The following is a 16,955-nucleotide window of genomic DNA, read 5'->3' on the forward strand; positions in this document are numbered from 1 at the left end:
AAAGTATGCAGGACGCCAGACATATTCGCCGTCAGCGGCTCAAGTTAATCCTTATTTTTGTCGTTTTTGCGGCGCCCATGGTCGCTGCTTGGGGAATGGTCGAGTTACGCATCGGTATTCCCGATCGCCATACTGCTCACGGAAATGTGGAGCTGGAATTGCCCATGCTTGACGAGTGGCCTTTAACAATAGCTGCGGTCAATAGCCAAGAGGAGTGGGTCTTGGCCTTTGACTGCTCTCAGCAGTGTGAGCAGCGTAAGGATGAGTTTTGGCGTTTACACCGTGCTTTAGGGCGCGAAGCGCCGAGGTTAACTCGCTTACGGATTGGTGGGGATCCCGAATCGCTGCCAGGAGAAATGACCAGCGAATGGCAGCACTTACCTCCGTGGCGTCAAGCCAACTCGGCTTGGCTGCTTGATCCAATGGGGCGACCAGCACTGGCCTTTGAGGCCAACGTAGCCACTGAGGATGTGCTCGAGGATATCCAGCATCTACTTAAAGTGAATCCTCAATAAAGCGCGCTAGCCTCTGCTGTTAAGGAAACGCCATGCACGATTCATTTCAGCGCCGCTTGCGCTGGTTAGTGCGATTAACGCTGGTAGGTACTCTATTTACTGCCGTAGTGATGCTGGTAGGCGCCTGGACGCGTTTAGTCGATGCTGGTTTAGGCTGCCCTGACTGGCCGGGTTGCTACGGCAAGCTATTAGTTCCTGATAATGATCTTGCCACGCTTCATCATCCCGATGTCCCGTTGGAGCCCTTTAAAGCGTGGGTAGAAATGGTACATCGCTATATCGCGACGCTGCTGGGATTGGTGATCGTTAGCGTTGTAGCCTTGGGCTGGCCGTTGCGTCATCGTCGCGATTACCCATGGCACCTAAGCTTGATGCTGCTGGTGGTTATTTTGCTCCAGGGCGCCTTTGGTGCCTTCACCGTTACGCTCAAGTTATGGCCTCAAGTCGTTACCCTTCACCTCCTGGGCGGGTTGAGTGTGCTGCTGCTGCTCTTTTGGCTGCATCTTCGCTTACGCCTCGCTGTGGCGCCAAAGCCAACAAGTGAGCCTCGGCGAGTGAATGCGTGGTGGGGTATTGCGGCATGTTTGCTGGTAGTGCAATTGGCTCTAGGTGGGTGGGTGTCCAGCAATTATGCCGGTATTGCCTGCCAAGGTTTTCCTACTTGTAATGGCCAGTGGATGCCCGCGATGGATATCAGCGAGGGCTTCCATCTTACCCAGACCGTGGGGCCCAATTACCTACATGGGCATTTACATGCCGATGCACGTACCGCGATTCAAGTGGTACATCGCCTGGGGGCATTGTTGCTTGGTGTCGGGCTAATAGTGCTCTGGTGGCGTTATCGACAGTGGCAGAATGTGGTAAGGCCGCTAGCGATTGTCGTCGGTTTGTATGTGCTGCAGGCTGCATTGGGGGTGGCCAATGTGGTGCTTTGGTTGCCGCTTTGGCTGGCGCTACTGCACACAGCGGGCGCCATTGCGTTGGCCGTTGGGCTCGTTTGGGCCTGGTGGCGTTGGCGCTATCATGAGGCTGGCGTTTACTCAACGACGACTCATTCACCTTATAACAACGTTATCGTTCAATAAAAGGGAAGCATGCCATGCGAAATATAACAATGACGCTACCCACGGCAGTGCCTTCTATGGTGTGGGGCTGGAAAGAGCTCCTTGGTCTGTGCAAGATGAAAGTTGTTGCCGTTATGTTGGTGTGTGCTGCCGTAGGAATGGCGTTAGCAACCCCGGGCCTACCACCATTGACGAACGTAGTCCTTGGGCTAGCCGGTATCGGCTTGGCCTCTTGCGGTGCGGCGGCTTTTAACCATGTCATCGACCGCCACTTGGACGCGGTAATGACACGAACGTCTCGTCGTCCTTTGGCAAGTAAACGTCTACCCGTGGCAATCGCTCTAGGTTGGGCGTGCTTGCTTTCAGTCGCGGGTGTTGCGCTATTGGTGTGGCAGGTTAACCATTTAACGGCTGCGCTAACCTTTGCCTCCCTAATTGGTTATGCGCTGATTTATACCGCTTTTTTAAAGCGGGCGACACCACAAAATATCGTCATTGGAGGCGTTGCTGGCGCTGCGCCGCCACTGCTGGGGTGGGTCGCTATTACTGGGCAAATTACCCCCGAGCCTTTGCTTTTAATGCTGATTATTTTTGCCTGGACGCCGCCCCATTTTTGGGCGCTGGCCATTCACAAGCGCGATGATTATGCCCGGGCTGGTATCCCCATGCTGCCCGTTACCCACGGCATTCCTTTTACGCGGCTGCAAATTTGGCTGTATGGGTGGTTAACGGTGTTAGCCACCTTACTGCCGGTGATGATAGGCATGAGCGGCGCGCTCTACCTAGTGGTCGTGCTGTGCCTGAATGCGCGCTTCATGGTGTGGAATTGGCGAGTGTGGCGTGGTCAGGATCCTGCTGCTCCTATCGGCGCATTCTGGTTCTCAATTCGCTATTTATTAGGTGTTTTTGGGGCGCTATTACTTGATCACTACGCTGCGGCGCTTGCTTGGTGATCCAAACAAAGAGTTGGACAGCTATGCAGTCAGAAGAGAAGCAAGCCTAGATGCTATTGGCAGAATAGTGGTATAAGGGTGTACAATTTTCGTCAAGCAATTTATCCGCTGAATGAGGAGTTTCATGAGCTCAACGGTAGCGCTGGTATTACTCGCCGTGGCGATTGCAGTCATTGTAGGGTTGTGTTTCTACGCATGGTCGTTACGCAAAGAGGTGAGTCGTCGAGAAGCTTATCGTCGCGATGAAGACGCTCGCGCCCAACAAAATAGCTTAGAAAACCTCGATTATGTAGCAAGCGCACTGGTTCAGGAGCAGGTCGATATTACCGAAGGCGCCTGGCGGTGCAAGGTGTTACTGGAAATCATTGATCCTAGTTTAACGGAACGAACTGAATTTAAGGCATTTGCCGAGCACTACAGCCGCACTCAACACCTGAATACCCATACCGCTCGTCAACAGTTGTCCCCCCGAGAGCGTATGCAGGAAGACAAAGAGCGGCTGATGGTAGAAAATGATATGCGCGATGCCGTATTGGAGGCAGCTCGGGCAGTGCTGAAATGGCGTGCCCAAGGCAGAAAAGCGCTGCATTAATGACAGGTTTTGAGCGGTTTAAACCGCTCAAAAGCATAGCAAGCTAATTTTTAGTGCCCATTGCGGCAATTTTGCTATGCTGAAGGATGTCGGTATTGGCAAGAAGTTGATATCTTGGCATTGTTGCCTTCCTGCGCTTAAGCGTGAATGATAGGCACATCGCTCTATATCGACTGGGTGTTGAGTAATTAGTACGTGATTATTGGTACTGGGAGCTTGATACTATCAACAGCGATATGGAGCAGGCGAAAAATGGATGCTCTCGCAATAAGAAGCATTGGATAGATTTGGTCACTTATGGCCATTTCAGCATTGGATCAAGAAGGAGTCTTGCATGAAAAAATCAACGACTGGCTTGCTCATCGGTTCCGCACTGGTAGTAGGTCTATCTGGCTGTGCCAGCTCGGCCTCACAGTCTTCCGGCCAAGCAAGCGCTAGCAGCGACCGCAGCTGGTACCAGCACCCTGCGGTATGTGGTCTGGCAGGCGGCGTTATCGGTGGCAGCATTGGCTACGCCACCAGCAGTAGTTCTGATGAAGAGAGCGGTGCTGCTACTGGTGCCGCAGCTGGTGCTGCTATCGGCGGTCTGCTATGTGCTGATCGTACGCCTGAGCCGGTTGCACCTCAGTGCCCGAGCTATGGCGAAGTGCCTGCTGGTGTTGCAGTTGACGCCGAGGGATGCCCGTTAGATTCTGACGGTGATGGCGTGCCGGACTACCGCGATCAGTGCCCAGGCACTCCCGCTGGCGTTGAAGTTAATGCCAACGGTTGCCCGCTTGACTCCGATAACGACGGTGTGCCCGATTACCGTGATCAGTGCCCGAACACTCCTGCTGGTGTAGAAGTGAACGCCCTGGGTTGCCCGGATAGCGTAGTTCTGGAAGATGTTAACTTCGAGTTTGATTCTGCTCAGTTAACCTCTAACGCTCAGAGCGTGCTTAACGGTGTTGCAGAGCGCTTGGTCAGCAACCCTGATGTTCGCGTAAGCATCGAAGGCCACACTGATTCACGCGGTTCTGACGAGTACAACAAAAACTTGTCACAAGAGCGTGCTCAATCTGTTGCTAACTACTTGGCGAGCCGTGGCGTAGAAGCTAACCGCATGCGTGCGGTAGGTTACGGTGAAGAGCGTCCGGTCGCCTCTAACGAGACTGAAGAAGGTCGCTTCCAGAACCGTCGCGTTGAACTGGATGAGTGGAACTAAGTTCACTTATCATCTGAGGTTTGCGGTTTGGTTATAAAGTGCTAGCGGCAATCCACAGGTAAAGAAACGGGAGGCTTATGCCTCCCGTTTTTATTTTAAGCGGTCGGCAAGTCTGCTAGTCTTGCTGCTGTTTTATGTTGGTACATTTACACCTCTCCCAAGACCATTGATAGCGATATGTGATCCTTGGTATGGATCACCACTGCGCTCAAGGAATCTGAATGCCTATTGTTACTCTGCCTGACGGCAGTCAAAAGACGTTTGAAGCACCGCTAACCATTATGCAGCTCGCAGAATCCATTGGCCCTGGTTTGGCTAAGGCCTGTATCGCTGGAAAGATCGATGGTGTGCTGGTAGATGCCGCTGACCTGATCGAGCAAGACGCAACGGTGGCGATAATTACTGCCCGTGACGCTGAAGGGCTGGAAATTATTCGCCACTCCTGCGCTCACCTCATTGGTCATGCGGTTAAGCAGATGTACCCCGAGGCCAAAATGGCCATCGGGCCAGTTATTGAAGATGGTTTCTACTACGATATTGAGTTTGGTCAATCTGTCACACCGGAAGACCTGGAAGCCATCGAAGCGCGTATGCAGTCACTGATAGAGCGTGAGTACGATGTGGTACGCGAGTATGTTGATCGTGACCAGGCAATGCTGACTTTTTTACACCGCGATGAACCTTATAAGCAGGAAATTGTTCGCGATATTCCCGATGACGCGACCATCCGGCTTTATCATCACGAAGAATACACCGATATGTGCCGCGGGCCTCATGTGCCAAATACCCGCCACTTAAAAGCCTTTAAGTTGACCAAGTTGGCCGGTGCTTATTGGCGCGGTGACGCTGCAAATACTATGTTGACGCGTATCTACGGCACCGCGTGGGGTGATAAAAAACAGCTGAAGGCTTACGTCAAACGTCTCGAAGAGGCGGAGAAACGCGATCACCGTAAGTTGGCGCGTCGGTTGGATCTCTTCCACATGCAGGAAGAGGCGCCGGGGATGATATTCTGGCATCCAAACGGCTGGGCGCTATGGCAGCAGATCGAACAATATATGCGGGGCGTCTATAAAGAGGGTGGTTATCAAGAAATACGCTGTCCTCAGATTATGGACGTATCGCTTTGGAAAAAATCAGGGCACTGGGATAACTACGCGGACGGCATGTTCTTTACTGAATCCGAAAAGCGTGAGTATGCTCTTAAGCCGATGAACTGCCCTGGACATGTTCAGGTGTTTAATTCTGGTTTGCGTAGCTATCGCGAATTGCCCGTTCGTTTTGGTGAGTTTGGTGGATGCCACCGTAACGAGCCTTCAGGTGCTTTACACGGCATTATGCGTGTGCGGGCATTTACGCAAGATGATGGCCATGTTTTCTGTACTGAAGCTCAAGTTGAGCCTGAAGTGACTGATTTTCATCGCCAAGCGCTAAAGGTGTATAGTGATTTCGGCTTTGAAGATATAGCTATTAAAATTGCTCTTCGCCCGGAAAAGCGCATTGGAAGTGATGAGGTTTGGGATCGGGCAGAAGATGCGCTGCGTAGCGCATTGAAAACTTGTGGCGTCGAGTGGCAGGAACTTCCTGGCGAAGGCGCGTTCTACGGCCCCAAGATTGAATATCATATGAAAGACTGTCTGGGGCGTGAATGGCAGGTCGGCACTATGCAGGTCGATTTTATGATGCCAGAGCGGCTTGGGGCTCAGTATGTGACTGAAGAAGGTCAGCGTAAGTCGCCGGTAATGCTGCATCGTGCTATTGTAGGCTCCATGGAGCGCTTCATTGGCATCTTGATTGAACATTATGCGGGCGCTATGCCATTATGGCTTGCGCCTCAGCAGGCGGTTGTCATGACTATCACCGATTCGCAGCGTGAATATGCGCTCGAATTGGAGAAACGTCTGCAAAAAAGTGGCTTGCGTGTTAAAGCGGACTTGAGGAACGAGAAGATCGGCTTTAAAATCCGTGAGCATACATTACAGAAAGTTCCCTATCTCCTTGTGGTGGGAGATAAGGAAGTCGAAGCTGACTCAGTGGCCGTGCGAACACGCAGCGGCGAAAACCTCGGTACAATGACGGTCGATGAATTTATTGAACGCCATACTGCCGAGAGAGCAGCCCTGGCGACATCGTCAATGGCCTAAGGAGACGGAACGATCAAGAGAAGCAACCAGCGCGGGCGTCCAGCAGACAAACGCCCACCAATGAACGAGCGAATTGTCGAAGAAGAAGTACGCCTTATTGGTAGCGACGGTGAGCAGTTGGGCGTTGTGCCCACCACCGAAGCGCTAGAGCGTGCTGAATCTGAAAGCTTAGATCTCGTGCAAATTTCGAATGCCGATCCCATCGTCTGTAAGATTATGGATTACGGCAAATTCGTTTTTGAGACCAAGAAGCAGAAAGCGGCTCAAAAGAAGAAGCAGAAGCAAATCCAGGTTAAGGAAGTCAAATTCCGTCCTGGCACCGATGAAGGCGATTATCAGGTCAAGCTTAAAAACCTGACGCGCTTTTTGGAAGGTGGTGACAAGGGCAAAGTCACACTGCGCTTCCGTGGTCGTGAAATGGCGCACCAGGATATCGGCCGTAAGCTGATGGAAAGGATCGCGGCAGACCTGGAAGAGATCGGAGTGGTAGAGGCCTTTCCTAAAATGGAAGGCCGCCAGATGATCATGATTATTGCCCCGAAAAAGAAGTGATCCAACGGCGATGTCAACGGGCCACCGTTAAACCGGTGGTCGGCCCTGGGTTTTCTAAAAAATATCGAGCGGAGTTTTCCTCATGCCGAAAATCAAAAGCAACAGCGGCGCTGCCAAGCGCTTCAAGAAGACTGCTAATGGCTTTAAGCACAAGCAGTCTCACCGTAGCCACATCTTGACCAAGAAATCGACCAAGCGTAAGCGTCAATTGCGTGGAATGAAGCAGATCCACGCGTCTGATAAAGCGCTCATCCAGCGTATGCTGCCGAATCTATAAGTCGGGTTTTCGTTTTTCTGAGTGCACAATTTTTTTGCCTCAGCCTTAAAGTCAGGAGTGTGTTATGACTCGAGTTAAACGTGGCGTAGTAGCGCGTCGTCGCCATAAAAAAGTATTGAAGCTTGCCAAAGGTTACTACGGTGCCCGTTCACGCGTTTTCCGTGTTGCCAAGCAAGCTGTAATCAAAGCTGGTCAGTACGCTTACCGTGACCGTCGCAATCGTAAGCGCCAGTTCCGCGCGCTATGGATCCAGCGTATTAACGCTGGTGCGCGTGTTAACGGTATGTCTTACAGCCGCTTTGTTGGCGGTCTTAAGAAAGCCGGTATCGAAATCGACCGTAAAGTATTGGCCGATTTGGCAGTACACGAGAAGGCTGCATTTGCTGCCATCGTGGAAAAAGCCAAGGCTGCCCAATAAGGTAATATGCATAGGGCTTGTGCCCGTGTTACGTGCCTGAGGTCATTTCAGAGTGACCCATCCAGGGGAAGAGCAGCCGCTCTTCCCCTGTTTTTTTGTCACCTTCAACGTGCCACGCCATCTTCACGGATGGACACCGCTTAATTCGGAGTGAAACGGATGGATCACCTTCCTACTCTGGTATCTGAGGCTCGCGACGCCATTCAGGCTGCGCAGAGTGTCGCCGCACTAGACGAGTTACGAGTACGCTACTTAGGTAAGAAAGGTGAGGTAACTGCCTTGCTGAAGGGCCTGGGGAAGCTGTCAGCCGAAGAACGCCCGGCAGCAGGCGAGCGTATTAATCAAGCCAAGCAAACGCTGGCCGACGAAATTGATGCTAAGCGCGAACAGCTTGAAAGTGAGGCGCTGAATGCCCGTTTGGCCGCTGAAAGTATCGATGTCACATTGCCAGGGCGTGGTCAGGCCAGCGGTGGGTTGCATCCCGTCACGCGTACGCTTGAGCGCATAGAGGGGCTGTTCACACGTATTGGTTATGACGTGGCGGTAGGGCCTGAAATTGAAGACGATTATCACAACTTCGAAGCCCTCAACATTCCCGCGCACCATCCCGCTCGCGGTATGGCTGATACCTTCTATTTTGACGCCACCCGCCTGCTGCGTACTCACACCTCGCCGGTGCAAGTGCGTACTATGAAAAGTAGTGAGCCACCTATCCGTATCGTTTGCCCGGGGCGGGTCTATCGCAGCGATTCAGATTTGACTCACACCCCCATGTTCCACCAAGTGGAGGGCTTGCTGGTCGATGAGGGGGTTAGCTTTGCCGACCTTAAAGGAACTATCGAAGACTTTCTGCAGGCATTTTTTGAGCGCGACGACCTTTCGGTGCGTTTCCGTCCATCCTACTTTCCATTCACTGAGCCCTCCGCCGAAGTGGATATTCAGTGTGTGATGTGTAGTGGATCAGGTTGTCGTGTCTGTTCCCACAGCGGCTGGCTGGAAGTGATGGGATGCGGCATGGTGCATCCTGAAGTCTTTCGTCACTCGGGTATTGATACCGAGCGCTATACCGGTTTTGCCTTCGGAATGGGGGCTGAGCGTTTGGCAATGCTGCGCTACGGCGTGAATGATTTACGCCTGTTCTTTGAAAACGATCTGCGTTTTTTACGTCAATTCGCTTAAGACCGCCGCCGAATACAGGATCAACGATGAAATTTTCAGAACAGTGGCTGCGTGAGTGGGTTTCGCCGCAGCTTGAAACGCAGGCAATGGCCGACCAAATCACCATGGCGGGCTTGGAAGTCGACGCTATTGAGCCGGTAGCCGCCGCATTCAGCGGTGTAGTGGTGGCTGAGGTGCTGAGTAAAGAGAAGCACCCTGACGCGGATAAGCTCAATGTGTGCACCGTTGATGACGGTAGTGGCGAGCCTGTGCAGGTTGTCTGCGGTGCACCCAATGTTGATGTTGGTCAGAAAATCCCCTTTGCCCAGGTGGGTGGCGTGCTGCCAGGTGATTTTAAAATCAAAAAAGCCAAGCTACGCGGCGTTGAATCGCGCGGGATGATTTGTTCTGCATCGGAGCTGGGGCTTGAAGAAGAGACCTCGCCCGGCATCCTGGTGCTGTCGTCATCTGCGCCGGTGGGGGGCGATTTCAGAGAGTTCATGCATCTTAATGACATGACGATTGAGGTCGATCTGACGCCCAACCGGGGAGACTGCCTGAGTATTAAGGGGATGGCGCGAGAGGTCGGCGTGCTTAACCGTTTGCCGGTTAACGGGCCCGTAATCGCACCGGTGGCCGCGGAGGTTGAGGATAGCTTCGCGGTGAGCGTAGAGGCACCAGAGCAGTGCCCGCGCTATATTGGTCGCGTAATCAAGGGCGTTAATGTTAAGGCTGAAACACCGCTGTGGATGGTAGAACGTCTTCGCCGCAGTGGCGTGCGCTCGATTGACCCAGTGGTGGATATTACCAACTACGTCATGCTGGAATTGGGCCAGCCGATGCACGCCTTTGACCGCCACAACCTGCAAGAGGGCATAGTGGTTCGCATGGCCAAGCCGGGCGAACGGCTAACACTGCTTGATGGTAGTGATATGGCGCTGCGCCCCGAAACGTTGATCATTGCCGACAGCTCAGGCCCGCTAGCCATGGCAGGTGTGATGGGTGGGGAAAGCTCCGGCGTTAATGAAAATACCCAGACTATTTTCCTTGAATCAGCGTTCTTCACTCCGCTTGCCATTGCGGGGCAGGCGCGCTCCTACGGGCTACACACAGATGCATCGCACCGTTTTGAGCGCGGCGTCGATCCGCAATTGACACCAGTTGCCGTTGAGCGCGCCACACAGCTTTTGATTGATATCTGCGGCGGCCAAGCAGGGCCTCTTGTAGAAGCGCAAAGTGCTGAGCGTATGCCTGCTGAGCGCGCTATTTTCTTGCGCAGTGAACGGTTAGAAAAAGCGCTTTCCAAGGCTCTCGATAGTGATGATGTAACTGATATCTTGCAACGCCTAGGGCTTGAAGTCAGCGTGCAGGATGCCGGCTGGGCAGTCACTGCGCCGAGTTGGCGTTTTGATCTGGCCATCGAAGAGGATCTCATCGAAGAAGTAGCGCGTATCCATGGCTACAATAATTTGCCGGTGCGCCGGCCGGCGGCACGCTTGGCGCTCCGTTCAGCAGACGAGGCAACGCTTACCCAGGCACGGCTGCGCCGCCAGATGGTTGCCCGCGGCTTCCAAGAGGCGATTACCTACAGCTTTGTGGCTCCTGAGCTGCAAGCGACCATGCTGCCCGATGCTGTAAGCCCCGCGCTAGCTAACCCTATCTCGGCTGATTTGTCGGTGATGCGTGCTAGTTTGTTTCCCGGCTTGGTGCGCGCCATGGAGTATAACCTTAACCGTCAGCAAACCCGCGTGCGGCTGTTTGAAACCGGGCTGGTTTTCAACGGCGAACTGGATGAGTTGTCACAAGTCCCGATGCTTGGTGCTCTGGTCTGTGGTGCGCGGGAAGCAGAGGGCTGGAGTGATGCGAAAGGGCGGGTGGATTTCTACGATCTAAAGGGCGATTTGGAGAGTGTCCTGGCCTTGGGCGGTGACGCTGACGCATGGCGCTTTGAGCCTGCAGAGCACCCGGCCCTTCATCCGGGGCAGTGTGCGCAGCTGCTGCATCGTGGAGAGCCTGCGGGTTGGATCGGTACCCTGCACCCTCAGGTGCGCGCAACGCTTGGCTTGAAGATGGATGCGGTGCTCTTCGAAGTGCGTCTGGATGCGCTTAGCCAAGGCCGTATTCCTGCCTTTGAACCGTTATCACGCTTTCCTGAGGTGCGCCGTGATTTGGCGTTTATACTCAAAGAGGCGACTCCTGTGCAGGCGCTGTTGGATTGCGCCAAGCAGCAAGCAGGTGAGTATCTGCAAGATATCAAGCTATTTGACGTCTATTCAGGTAAAGGTGTGGCCGAAGAGCACAAGAGTATTGCTTTGGGCTTGACCTGGCAGCATCCATCGCGCACGCTAAACGACGAGGAAATCAATCAGTTGGTTGATTCAATTGTGACACAAGTGCGTGTCAAGTTAGATGCTGAGCTGCGCGGCTAATTAAGTAGCTATGTGAGTGCCTGGGCTACGCCACGATGCTTATCACGTTCTTGGCAATGCGTTTGCTACTGTACGTTTGGTACAGAGCGTTTGTTGCTGTGTTTGCTTCAAGGATAAGGAGAAGCCTTATGGGTGCGTTGACCAAAGCAGAGCTAGCCGAACATTTGCATGCAGAGCTAGCCCTGTCCAAACGAGAAGCGAAGGCTATGGTCGAAGCTTTTTTTGAAGAGATTAGAGCCTGCCTTCGTGAGAACGAACAGGTAAAACTATCGGGTTTTGGTAACTTTGATCTGCGAGATAAGCGCGAGCGACCAGGGCGTAACCCCAAAACCGGTGAAGAAATTCCCATTTCTGCTCGAAGAGTCGTGACGTTTCGCCCAGGGCAAAAGCTTAAGCAGCAGGTTGAACACTATGAAGGCGGTGAATAGTCTTTTGGTTTGAGAAATGCTGGTACTCTCAGTTCAGTAGCTGCTCTCGTGTCATGCAAGACTCCCCTTCATAAAAAAGGAGTGCCTTCGGGCGCTCCTTTTCTCTTTTATGATGGGCGTTGTTGTGATGAGTATAGTGATAAGCGCGCCTGTGGAGTGATGGCTTTTGCTACCCCTGCATGCCGCCCCCTTCGATTAGCCAGGTAATCACCACCTTAATGACGTAACCCAGCATGCCTGCGCCGAGCACCACAAACAGCATGATGGTACCAAATTTGCCTGCGTTCGATTTTTTGGCCAAATCCCAGATAATAAAACACATAAATATGATCAGGCCGCTAATCATTAGCGGGGTGATCCAAGCCTCGAAGGTTTGCTGCATAGCCACTCCTGTGCGCTGCGTGTGGGTCACCCGTTTGGGCGATGTGTCTCATTCTAACCAGCCATGTTAATATTTGAGCAAATTCATCAGGTATTTGTCGACTTGACGGTTGGCACTGTGACACTTTGACAGGGGAGTGACGATGCCGAAGCTAAATATTTTGGTGGGTACCATGTATGGCGGTGCCCTTGATGTGGCAGAGCAGGTGAAGCCCCTATTTGAACAGGCCGGTTACGCTGTGGAGATTATTGAACAGCCATCTGTTGATGATATTGTCAGCGGTGACGCCGATTTGGCGCTTTTTTGTGTATCGACCACTGGTAGTGGTGATTTTCCCGGCAGCTTTGTGCCCTTTGTCCGGCAGTTGCGTGACCAAAGTCCTGCGCTTACCACACTTCGCTACGGACTCATTGCACTCGGTGATAGCTCGTATGGTGATACATTTTGTGGCGCTGGCCGCGCGCTTGATGAGCTGCTGGCGGATCATGGCGCGACGCGTTTAGGGGAGCGCCTAGAGATCGATGCCATGGAGACCTTTATGGCCGACGATGCTGCTGTGCCCTGGGTGGAAGAGTGGATCGTTGCCCAGCAATTAGAGGTGGCTTGAGCGATGCAGCGAGCCCCCACCTCGCCTGAGCGCATCAGCGTTGCGCTGGGCTTATGTGTCGTTATGCTGGCAACTTTGCCGCGCTACATGGCGGGAGGGCATGAAACCCGCCAGACGCTGATTATCTTCGCCTTAGCGCTGGTGGCTTTTGCGGCTATTGTTCAGTGGCGCTTACTGGCCGTGGAGGCGCGTCGTCGTCTGCCACAACTATGTAAACGGTTAGTCGTTATGCTGCTGCTGGGAATGGTGGTGATGGGTGGCTGGCATGCGCTGTTTACGGACTGGATCAGTTGGCAGGTATTCATTTCTCATGGTGCTACGCTTGGGGTGCTTCTTCATGCGCTGAGCTTATGGTGGTCGGGTGAGCGTCATGCAGGTTAGCTTTTTTTGCGGTAGTGATTGAAAAAGTCGCTGCAAGACGCACAAAGCAGTAGAATGGTAAAAATTACGCAACGTGGGGCGAATAATGAAGCTAAACACGCCTTAAAGTGGTTAATTGCTCGCTTATTGCCTTGTTTTTAAAATCACTGCCCCCATGTTGCGAGCATGGCGCTTGCCACTATGCGTTGGGGTTCTTAAAATTGCCCCCTTGAACTTATTATATGCAATCAACACAACGCCCAGCCGTTAGAGGACAATTCATGCAAGTTTCTGTCGAGACGACCTCCCAGATCGAACGCCGCATTACCATTCAAGTGCCGGCGGCCGAAATTGACGGGGCCGTTAGCGCTCGCTTGAAAGACACTGCGAAGAACGTTCGCTTGAATGGTTTTCGCCAGGGCCGGGTGCCAATGGCAGTAGTCCAGCAGCGCTACGGCCAAGACGTACGTAACGAGGTTGTCAGCGAAGTAATGCGTGAGCGTTATGTGCGCGCTATTACCGAAGAAGGGTTGAACCCTGCTGGCTTCCCGCAAATTGAGCCATCGGTCAATGAGTCTGGTAAAGACCTAGAGTTCGTTGCGGTTATGGAGATCTACCCGCAGGTTGAGCTTAACTCTATCGAAGGTACAGAGATTGAGCGCCCGGTGGTTTCGGTGAGTGATGCGGATGTCGATGAGATGATCGATACGCTGCGTAAGCAAAATGCAGCCTGGGAAGAAGTGGACGCTGCTGCAGCTGACGGCGATCAGGTCACTATTGACTTCCAGGGTTATATTGGTGATGAGCCGTTTGAAGGCGGTAGCGCCGAAGGCCACACGCTGGTCATTGGTTCCAATAGCTTTATTCCTGGTTTTGAAGAGCAGTTAATTGGCGCCAAAGCGGGCGAAGAGAAGACCCTTAACGTCACCTTCCCTGAGGATTACCAGGCCGAGCATTTAGCCGGTAAAGAAGCCACTTTCAAGGTAACCGTACATAAGGTCAGCAGCCAGAAGTTGCCCGAAGTAGACGCTGAGTTTATCGAGCGTTTTGGCGTTGAAGGCGGCGATCAGGAAAAATTCCGCGCTGAAATCAAGAAGAACATGACCCGTGAAGCGTCGCAAGCCGTTGATAACCGGGTTAAGCAGCAAGTGCTCGATGCGCTGAAAAAGGTTAACGAAATTCCTGTGCCTAGCGCGCTCGTTCAGCAAGAGACTGACGGCATGAAGCGCCAAGCGGCGCAGCAGTTTGGTCTAGGCGAAGATTTTGATGTCAGCCAGTTGCCCAACGAACTCTTTGAAGAGCAGGCCAAAGGCCGCGTTCAGGTCGGCTTGTTGCTGGCTGAAGTAATCAAAGCTAACGAACTCGATGCTGACGATGATGCTATCAAAGCAAAAGTGACCGAGCTTGCTGAGCAGTACCAAGATCCTGATGAGGTGGTTAGCTACTACATGGGTAACGAGCAGATGAAAACCCAAGTAAAATCTGCCATTCTCGAAGAGAAAGCGGTAGCTAAGCTGCTCGAACAAACGAACATTAAAGACGTTGAAATGTCTTATCAGCAAGCCCTTGCCGCTGCGCAACAGCAGGCAGAGCAAGATGAGGGTGCTGAAGAGGGCGAGCAAGCGAGCGCCTAACACCCTGGAACGCGGCGCACCTAATATGTCGGTGCGCCTTTCCCTTCCCGGACGCAAGGAATCACCTGAATGAGTGAGTTTGATATTCAAAACGCCGGCGGTTTAGTGCCCATGGTGGTTGAGCAGAGCGCCAAAGGGGAAAGAGCCTACGACATTTACTCACGCCTGTTAAAAGAGCGTGTGATCTTTTTGGTAGGCCCTGTAGAAGACTACATGGCTAATTTGGTTGTTGCCCAACTGCTGTTCCTGGAATCGGAAAACCCCGATAAAGATATTCACCTGTATATTAACTCGCCAGGTGGATCGGTCACTGCGGGTATGTCGATTTATGACACTATGCAGTTTGTGAAACCAGATGTCTCTACGGTGTGTATTGGTCAGGCGGCCAGCATGGGTGCGCTGTTATTGACAGCGGGTGCTGCTGGCAAGCGTTATTGCCTTCCCAACTCACGCGTCATGATTCACCAGCCGCTGGGTGGTTACCAAGGCCAAGCGTCTGACATTGAAATTCATACCCGTGAGATTCTGGGTATTCGCGAGAAACTGAACCAAATTCTTGCCCACCACACGGGTCAGGAAATTGAAGCTGTCTCACGTGATACTGATCGGGATAATTTCATGAGCGCCAATCAAGCCAAAGAGTATGGCCTGATTGATGCAGTGCTGGATAAGCGGCCTACATCCTGATAGCGTGATAGGATTCTGCTTTTCTAACGAGCTTTTCCGGCGGCGAAAGCCGCCGCAGTGATAGAGGTATGCGAATGGCCGACGGCAAAGGCAAAGACGAAGGTGGCAAACTGCTCTACTGCTCGTTTTGCGGCAAAAACCAAAACGAAGTACGTAAGCTGATTGCGGGCCCATCCGTCTATATCTGCGATGAGTGTGTCGACTTGTGTAATGACATCATTCGCGAGGAAGTTCTCGAAGCCGATGCCGAGAGCGATGAGGAGCGTTTACCTACGCCACGCGAAATACGTCATACGCTTGATGACTACGTTATCGGACAGGATCGCGCCAAGATGGTGCTTTCCGTAGCGGTATATAACCACTACAAGCGTTTGAAAACAGATGTACGCGACGGCGATGTAGAGCTAGGTAAATCAAACATTCTGCTGATTGGTCCCACCGGTAGCGGTAAAACGCTGCTTGCGGAAACCATGGCACGGTTACTGAATGTACCTTTTACCATTGCGGATGCAACCACGCTGACGGAAGCCGGCTATGTCGGTGAAGATGTCGAAAACATCATCCAGAAGCTGTTGCAGAAGTGCGACTACGACGTCGAGAAAGCCGAGCGTGGCATTGTTTACATCGATGAAATCGACAAGATTTCACGCAAGTCGGATAACCCTTCTATTACCCGTGATGTCTCGGGTGAAGGCGTTCAGCAAGCACTGCTGAAGCTTATTGAAGGTACGACGGCTTCCGTGCCGCCTCAAGGCGGACGCAAACACCCCCAGCAGGAGTTTGTCCAAGTCAATACGGGCAACATTCTGTTTATCGTAGGCGGTGCTTTTGCAGGGCTGGATAAAGTTATCCGTGACCGTGCTGAGAAAGGCGGCATCGGCTTCAATGCGGCGGTGAAAAGCAAAGAGTCTTCCCGTGGGGTGGGTGAACTGCTGGCCGACGTAGAGCCTGATGATCTGGTTAAATTTGGCTTGATTCCAGAGTTTGTGGGTCGTTTGCCCATCATCGCAACACTGATGGAGCTCACTGAAGACGCCCTGGTGCAGATTCTTACAGAACCGAAGAATTCGCTAGTTAAGCAGTACGCCAAGCTGTTTGAAATGGAAGATGTAACGCTAGAGTTCAGAGATGAAGCGTTACGTGCAGTGGCTGAAAAAGCCATGGAGCGTAAGACAGGTGCTCGCGGACTGCGCTCTATTCTAGAGTCGGTACTGTTGGATACCATGTACGAAATTCCTTCGCTTGAAGGTGTTAGCAAGGTCGTCATCGACGGATCTGTGATAGCCGGAGAAAGCGAACCTCTGTTGATCTACTCTCAGCAGGAAGATGCACGTGTCGACGGCACTGATGGTTAGTGGCTAGTCGAGTATCGCGGCCCAGCTTCAACCGCTTGCGCTAAATCAAGGGGTCGCCAAGGCGACCCCTTGTTGTTGTAGATGTTCTAGGGCTCTGCTGTAGAGAGCCCTTATAAAGCGTGTTGTGAAGCCTGGTTATCTAGCGAGAGAGTTATAAAGCCTAATTCGTGAAGTGTTACTGCCTAGCCTATTCAAT

General features: G+C 52.6%; 18 protein-coding genes. 17 read left to right on the forward strand and 1 reads right to left on the reverse strand.

What is annotated here, in order from left to right; all coding sequences use genetic code 11:
* Positions 1 to 5: 5 nt before the first annotated feature.
* The 12 genes from HALA3H3_RS19855 (at position 6) to HALA3H3_RS19910 (ending at position 11,734) form a co-directional block, all read left to right on the forward strand.
* Positions 6 to 515, forward strand: a complete 510-nt coding sequence (locus HALA3H3_RS19855) for a hypothetical protein (protein WP_027959588.1) — start codon at positions 6 to 8, stop codon at positions 513 to 515.
* A 32-nt stretch (positions 516 to 547) separates the two neighbouring features.
* Positions 548 to 1,600 carry a COX15/CtaA family protein gene (locus tag HALA3H3_RS19860; protein ID WP_022523294.1) on the forward strand — a complete coding sequence of 351 codons (1,053 nt, stop codon included), beginning with the start codon at positions 548 to 550 and terminating at the stop codon, positions 1,598 to 1,600.
* 14 nt (positions 1,601 to 1,614) lie between these two features.
* Positions 1,615 to 2,532: a heme o synthase gene (gene cyoE / locus HALA3H3_RS19865; protein ID WP_022523295.1), complete on the forward strand. Its 918-nt coding sequence runs from the start codon at positions 1,615 to 1,617 to the stop codon at positions 2,530 to 2,532.
* 124 nt (positions 2,533 to 2,656) lie between these two features.
* On the forward strand, positions 2,657 to 3,124 hold the full coding sequence (locus tag HALA3H3_RS19870; RefSeq protein ID WP_022523296.1) for a DUF2489 domain-containing protein: 468 nt from the start codon (positions 2,657 to 2,659) through the stop codon (positions 3,122 to 3,124).
* Positions 3,125 to 3,458: 334 nt separating this feature from the next.
* Complete coding sequence (locus tag HALA3H3_RS19875; protein WP_022523297.1) at positions 3,459 to 4,328, forward strand: OmpA family protein; 870 nt, start codon at positions 3,459 to 3,461, stop codon at positions 4,326 to 4,328.
* A 221-nt stretch (positions 4,329 to 4,549) separates the two neighbouring features.
* Positions 4,550 to 6,472, forward strand: coding sequence for a threonine--tRNA ligase (gene thrS, locus HALA3H3_RS19880; RefSeq protein WP_009287796.1), 1,923 nt, complete (start codon positions 4,550 to 4,552; stop codon positions 6,470 to 6,472).
* A 60-nt stretch (positions 6,473 to 6,532) separates the two neighbouring features.
* Positions 6,533 to 7,024 (forward strand): translation initiation factor IF-3, encoded by a 492-nt coding sequence (infC, locus tag HALA3H3_RS19885; protein ID WP_009287797.1) that lies wholly within the window; start codon positions 6,533 to 6,535, stop codon positions 7,022 to 7,024.
* 82 nt (positions 7,025 to 7,106) lie between these two features.
* Complete coding sequence (gene rpmI / locus HALA3H3_RS19890; RefSeq protein WP_027959586.1) at positions 7,107 to 7,301, forward strand: 50S ribosomal protein L35; 195 nt, start codon at positions 7,107 to 7,109, stop codon at positions 7,299 to 7,301.
* Positions 7,302 to 7,365: 64 nt separating this feature from the next.
* Positions 7,366 to 7,719 (forward strand): 50S ribosomal protein L20, encoded by a 354-nt coding sequence (gene rplT / locus HALA3H3_RS19895; RefSeq protein WP_007114344.1) that lies wholly within the window; start codon positions 7,366 to 7,368, stop codon positions 7,717 to 7,719.
* A 159-nt stretch (positions 7,720 to 7,878) separates the two neighbouring features.
* Positions 7,879 to 8,898: a phenylalanine--tRNA ligase subunit alpha gene (pheS, locus tag HALA3H3_RS19900; protein ID WP_022523299.1), complete on the forward strand. Its 1,020-nt coding sequence runs from the start codon at positions 7,879 to 7,881 to the stop codon at positions 8,896 to 8,898.
* A gap of 26 nt (positions 8,899 to 8,924) precedes the next feature.
* Entirely contained in the window at positions 8,925 to 11,306 is a 2,382-nt protein-coding gene (gene pheT, locus HALA3H3_RS19905; RefSeq protein WP_022523300.1) for a phenylalanine--tRNA ligase subunit beta, read from the forward strand.
* 128 nt (positions 11,307 to 11,434) lie between these two features.
* Positions 11,435 to 11,734: an integration host factor subunit alpha gene (locus HALA3H3_RS19910; protein WP_022523301.1), complete on the forward strand. Its 300-nt coding sequence runs from the start codon at positions 11,435 to 11,437 to the stop codon at positions 11,732 to 11,734.
* 169 nt (positions 11,735 to 11,903) lie between these two features.
* On the opposite strand, the gene HALA3H3_RS19915 is transcribed toward HALA3H3_RS19910, so the two are convergent.
* The gene (locus tag HALA3H3_RS19915; protein WP_022523302.1) at positions 11,904 to 12,116 is read right to left on the reverse strand and encodes a DUF2788 domain-containing protein; all 213 of its coding nucleotides are present in this window, start codon (positions 12,114 to 12,116) and stop codon (positions 11,904 to 11,906) included.
* A gap of 142 nt (positions 12,117 to 12,258) precedes the next feature.
* Between HALA3H3_RS19915 and HALA3H3_RS19920 the strand changes: the two genes are divergently transcribed.
* The 5 genes from HALA3H3_RS19920 to clpX all read left to right on the forward strand — a co-directional run bounded on the left by HALA3H3_RS19920 (position 12,259) and on the right by clpX (position 16,759).
* Positions 12,259 to 12,723, forward strand: coding sequence for a flavodoxin (locus tag HALA3H3_RS19920; RefSeq protein ID WP_022523303.1), 465 nt, complete (start codon positions 12,259 to 12,261; stop codon positions 12,721 to 12,723).
* A 3-nt stretch (positions 12,724 to 12,726) separates the two neighbouring features.
* Positions 12,727 to 13,104, forward strand: coding sequence for a hypothetical protein (locus HALA3H3_RS19925; RefSeq protein WP_022523304.1), 378 nt, complete (start codon positions 12,727 to 12,729; stop codon positions 13,102 to 13,104).
* Between the two features lie 260 nt (positions 13,105 to 13,364).
* Positions 13,365 to 14,717: a trigger factor gene (gene tig, locus HALA3H3_RS19930; protein WP_022523305.1), complete on the forward strand. Its 1,353-nt coding sequence runs from the start codon at positions 13,365 to 13,367 to the stop codon at positions 14,715 to 14,717.
* A gap of 69 nt (positions 14,718 to 14,786) precedes the next feature.
* Positions 14,787 to 15,404, forward strand: coding sequence for an ATP-dependent Clp endopeptidase proteolytic subunit ClpP (gene clpP, locus HALA3H3_RS19935; protein ID WP_009287800.1), 618 nt, complete (start codon positions 14,787 to 14,789; stop codon positions 15,402 to 15,404).
* A 74-nt stretch (positions 15,405 to 15,478) separates the two neighbouring features.
* The gene (gene clpX, locus HALA3H3_RS19940; protein ID WP_022523306.1) at positions 15,479 to 16,759 is read left to right on the forward strand and encodes an ATP-dependent Clp protease ATP-binding subunit ClpX; all 1,281 of its coding nucleotides are present in this window, start codon (positions 15,479 to 15,481) and stop codon (positions 16,757 to 16,759) included.
* Positions 16,760 to 16,955: the final 196 nt, after the last annotated feature.

It is taken from the genome of Halomonas sp. A3H3 (assembly GCF_000982975.1).
Taxonomy (GTDB): domain Bacteria; phylum Pseudomonadota; class Gammaproteobacteria; order Pseudomonadales; family Halomonadaceae; genus Vreelandella; species Vreelandella titanicae.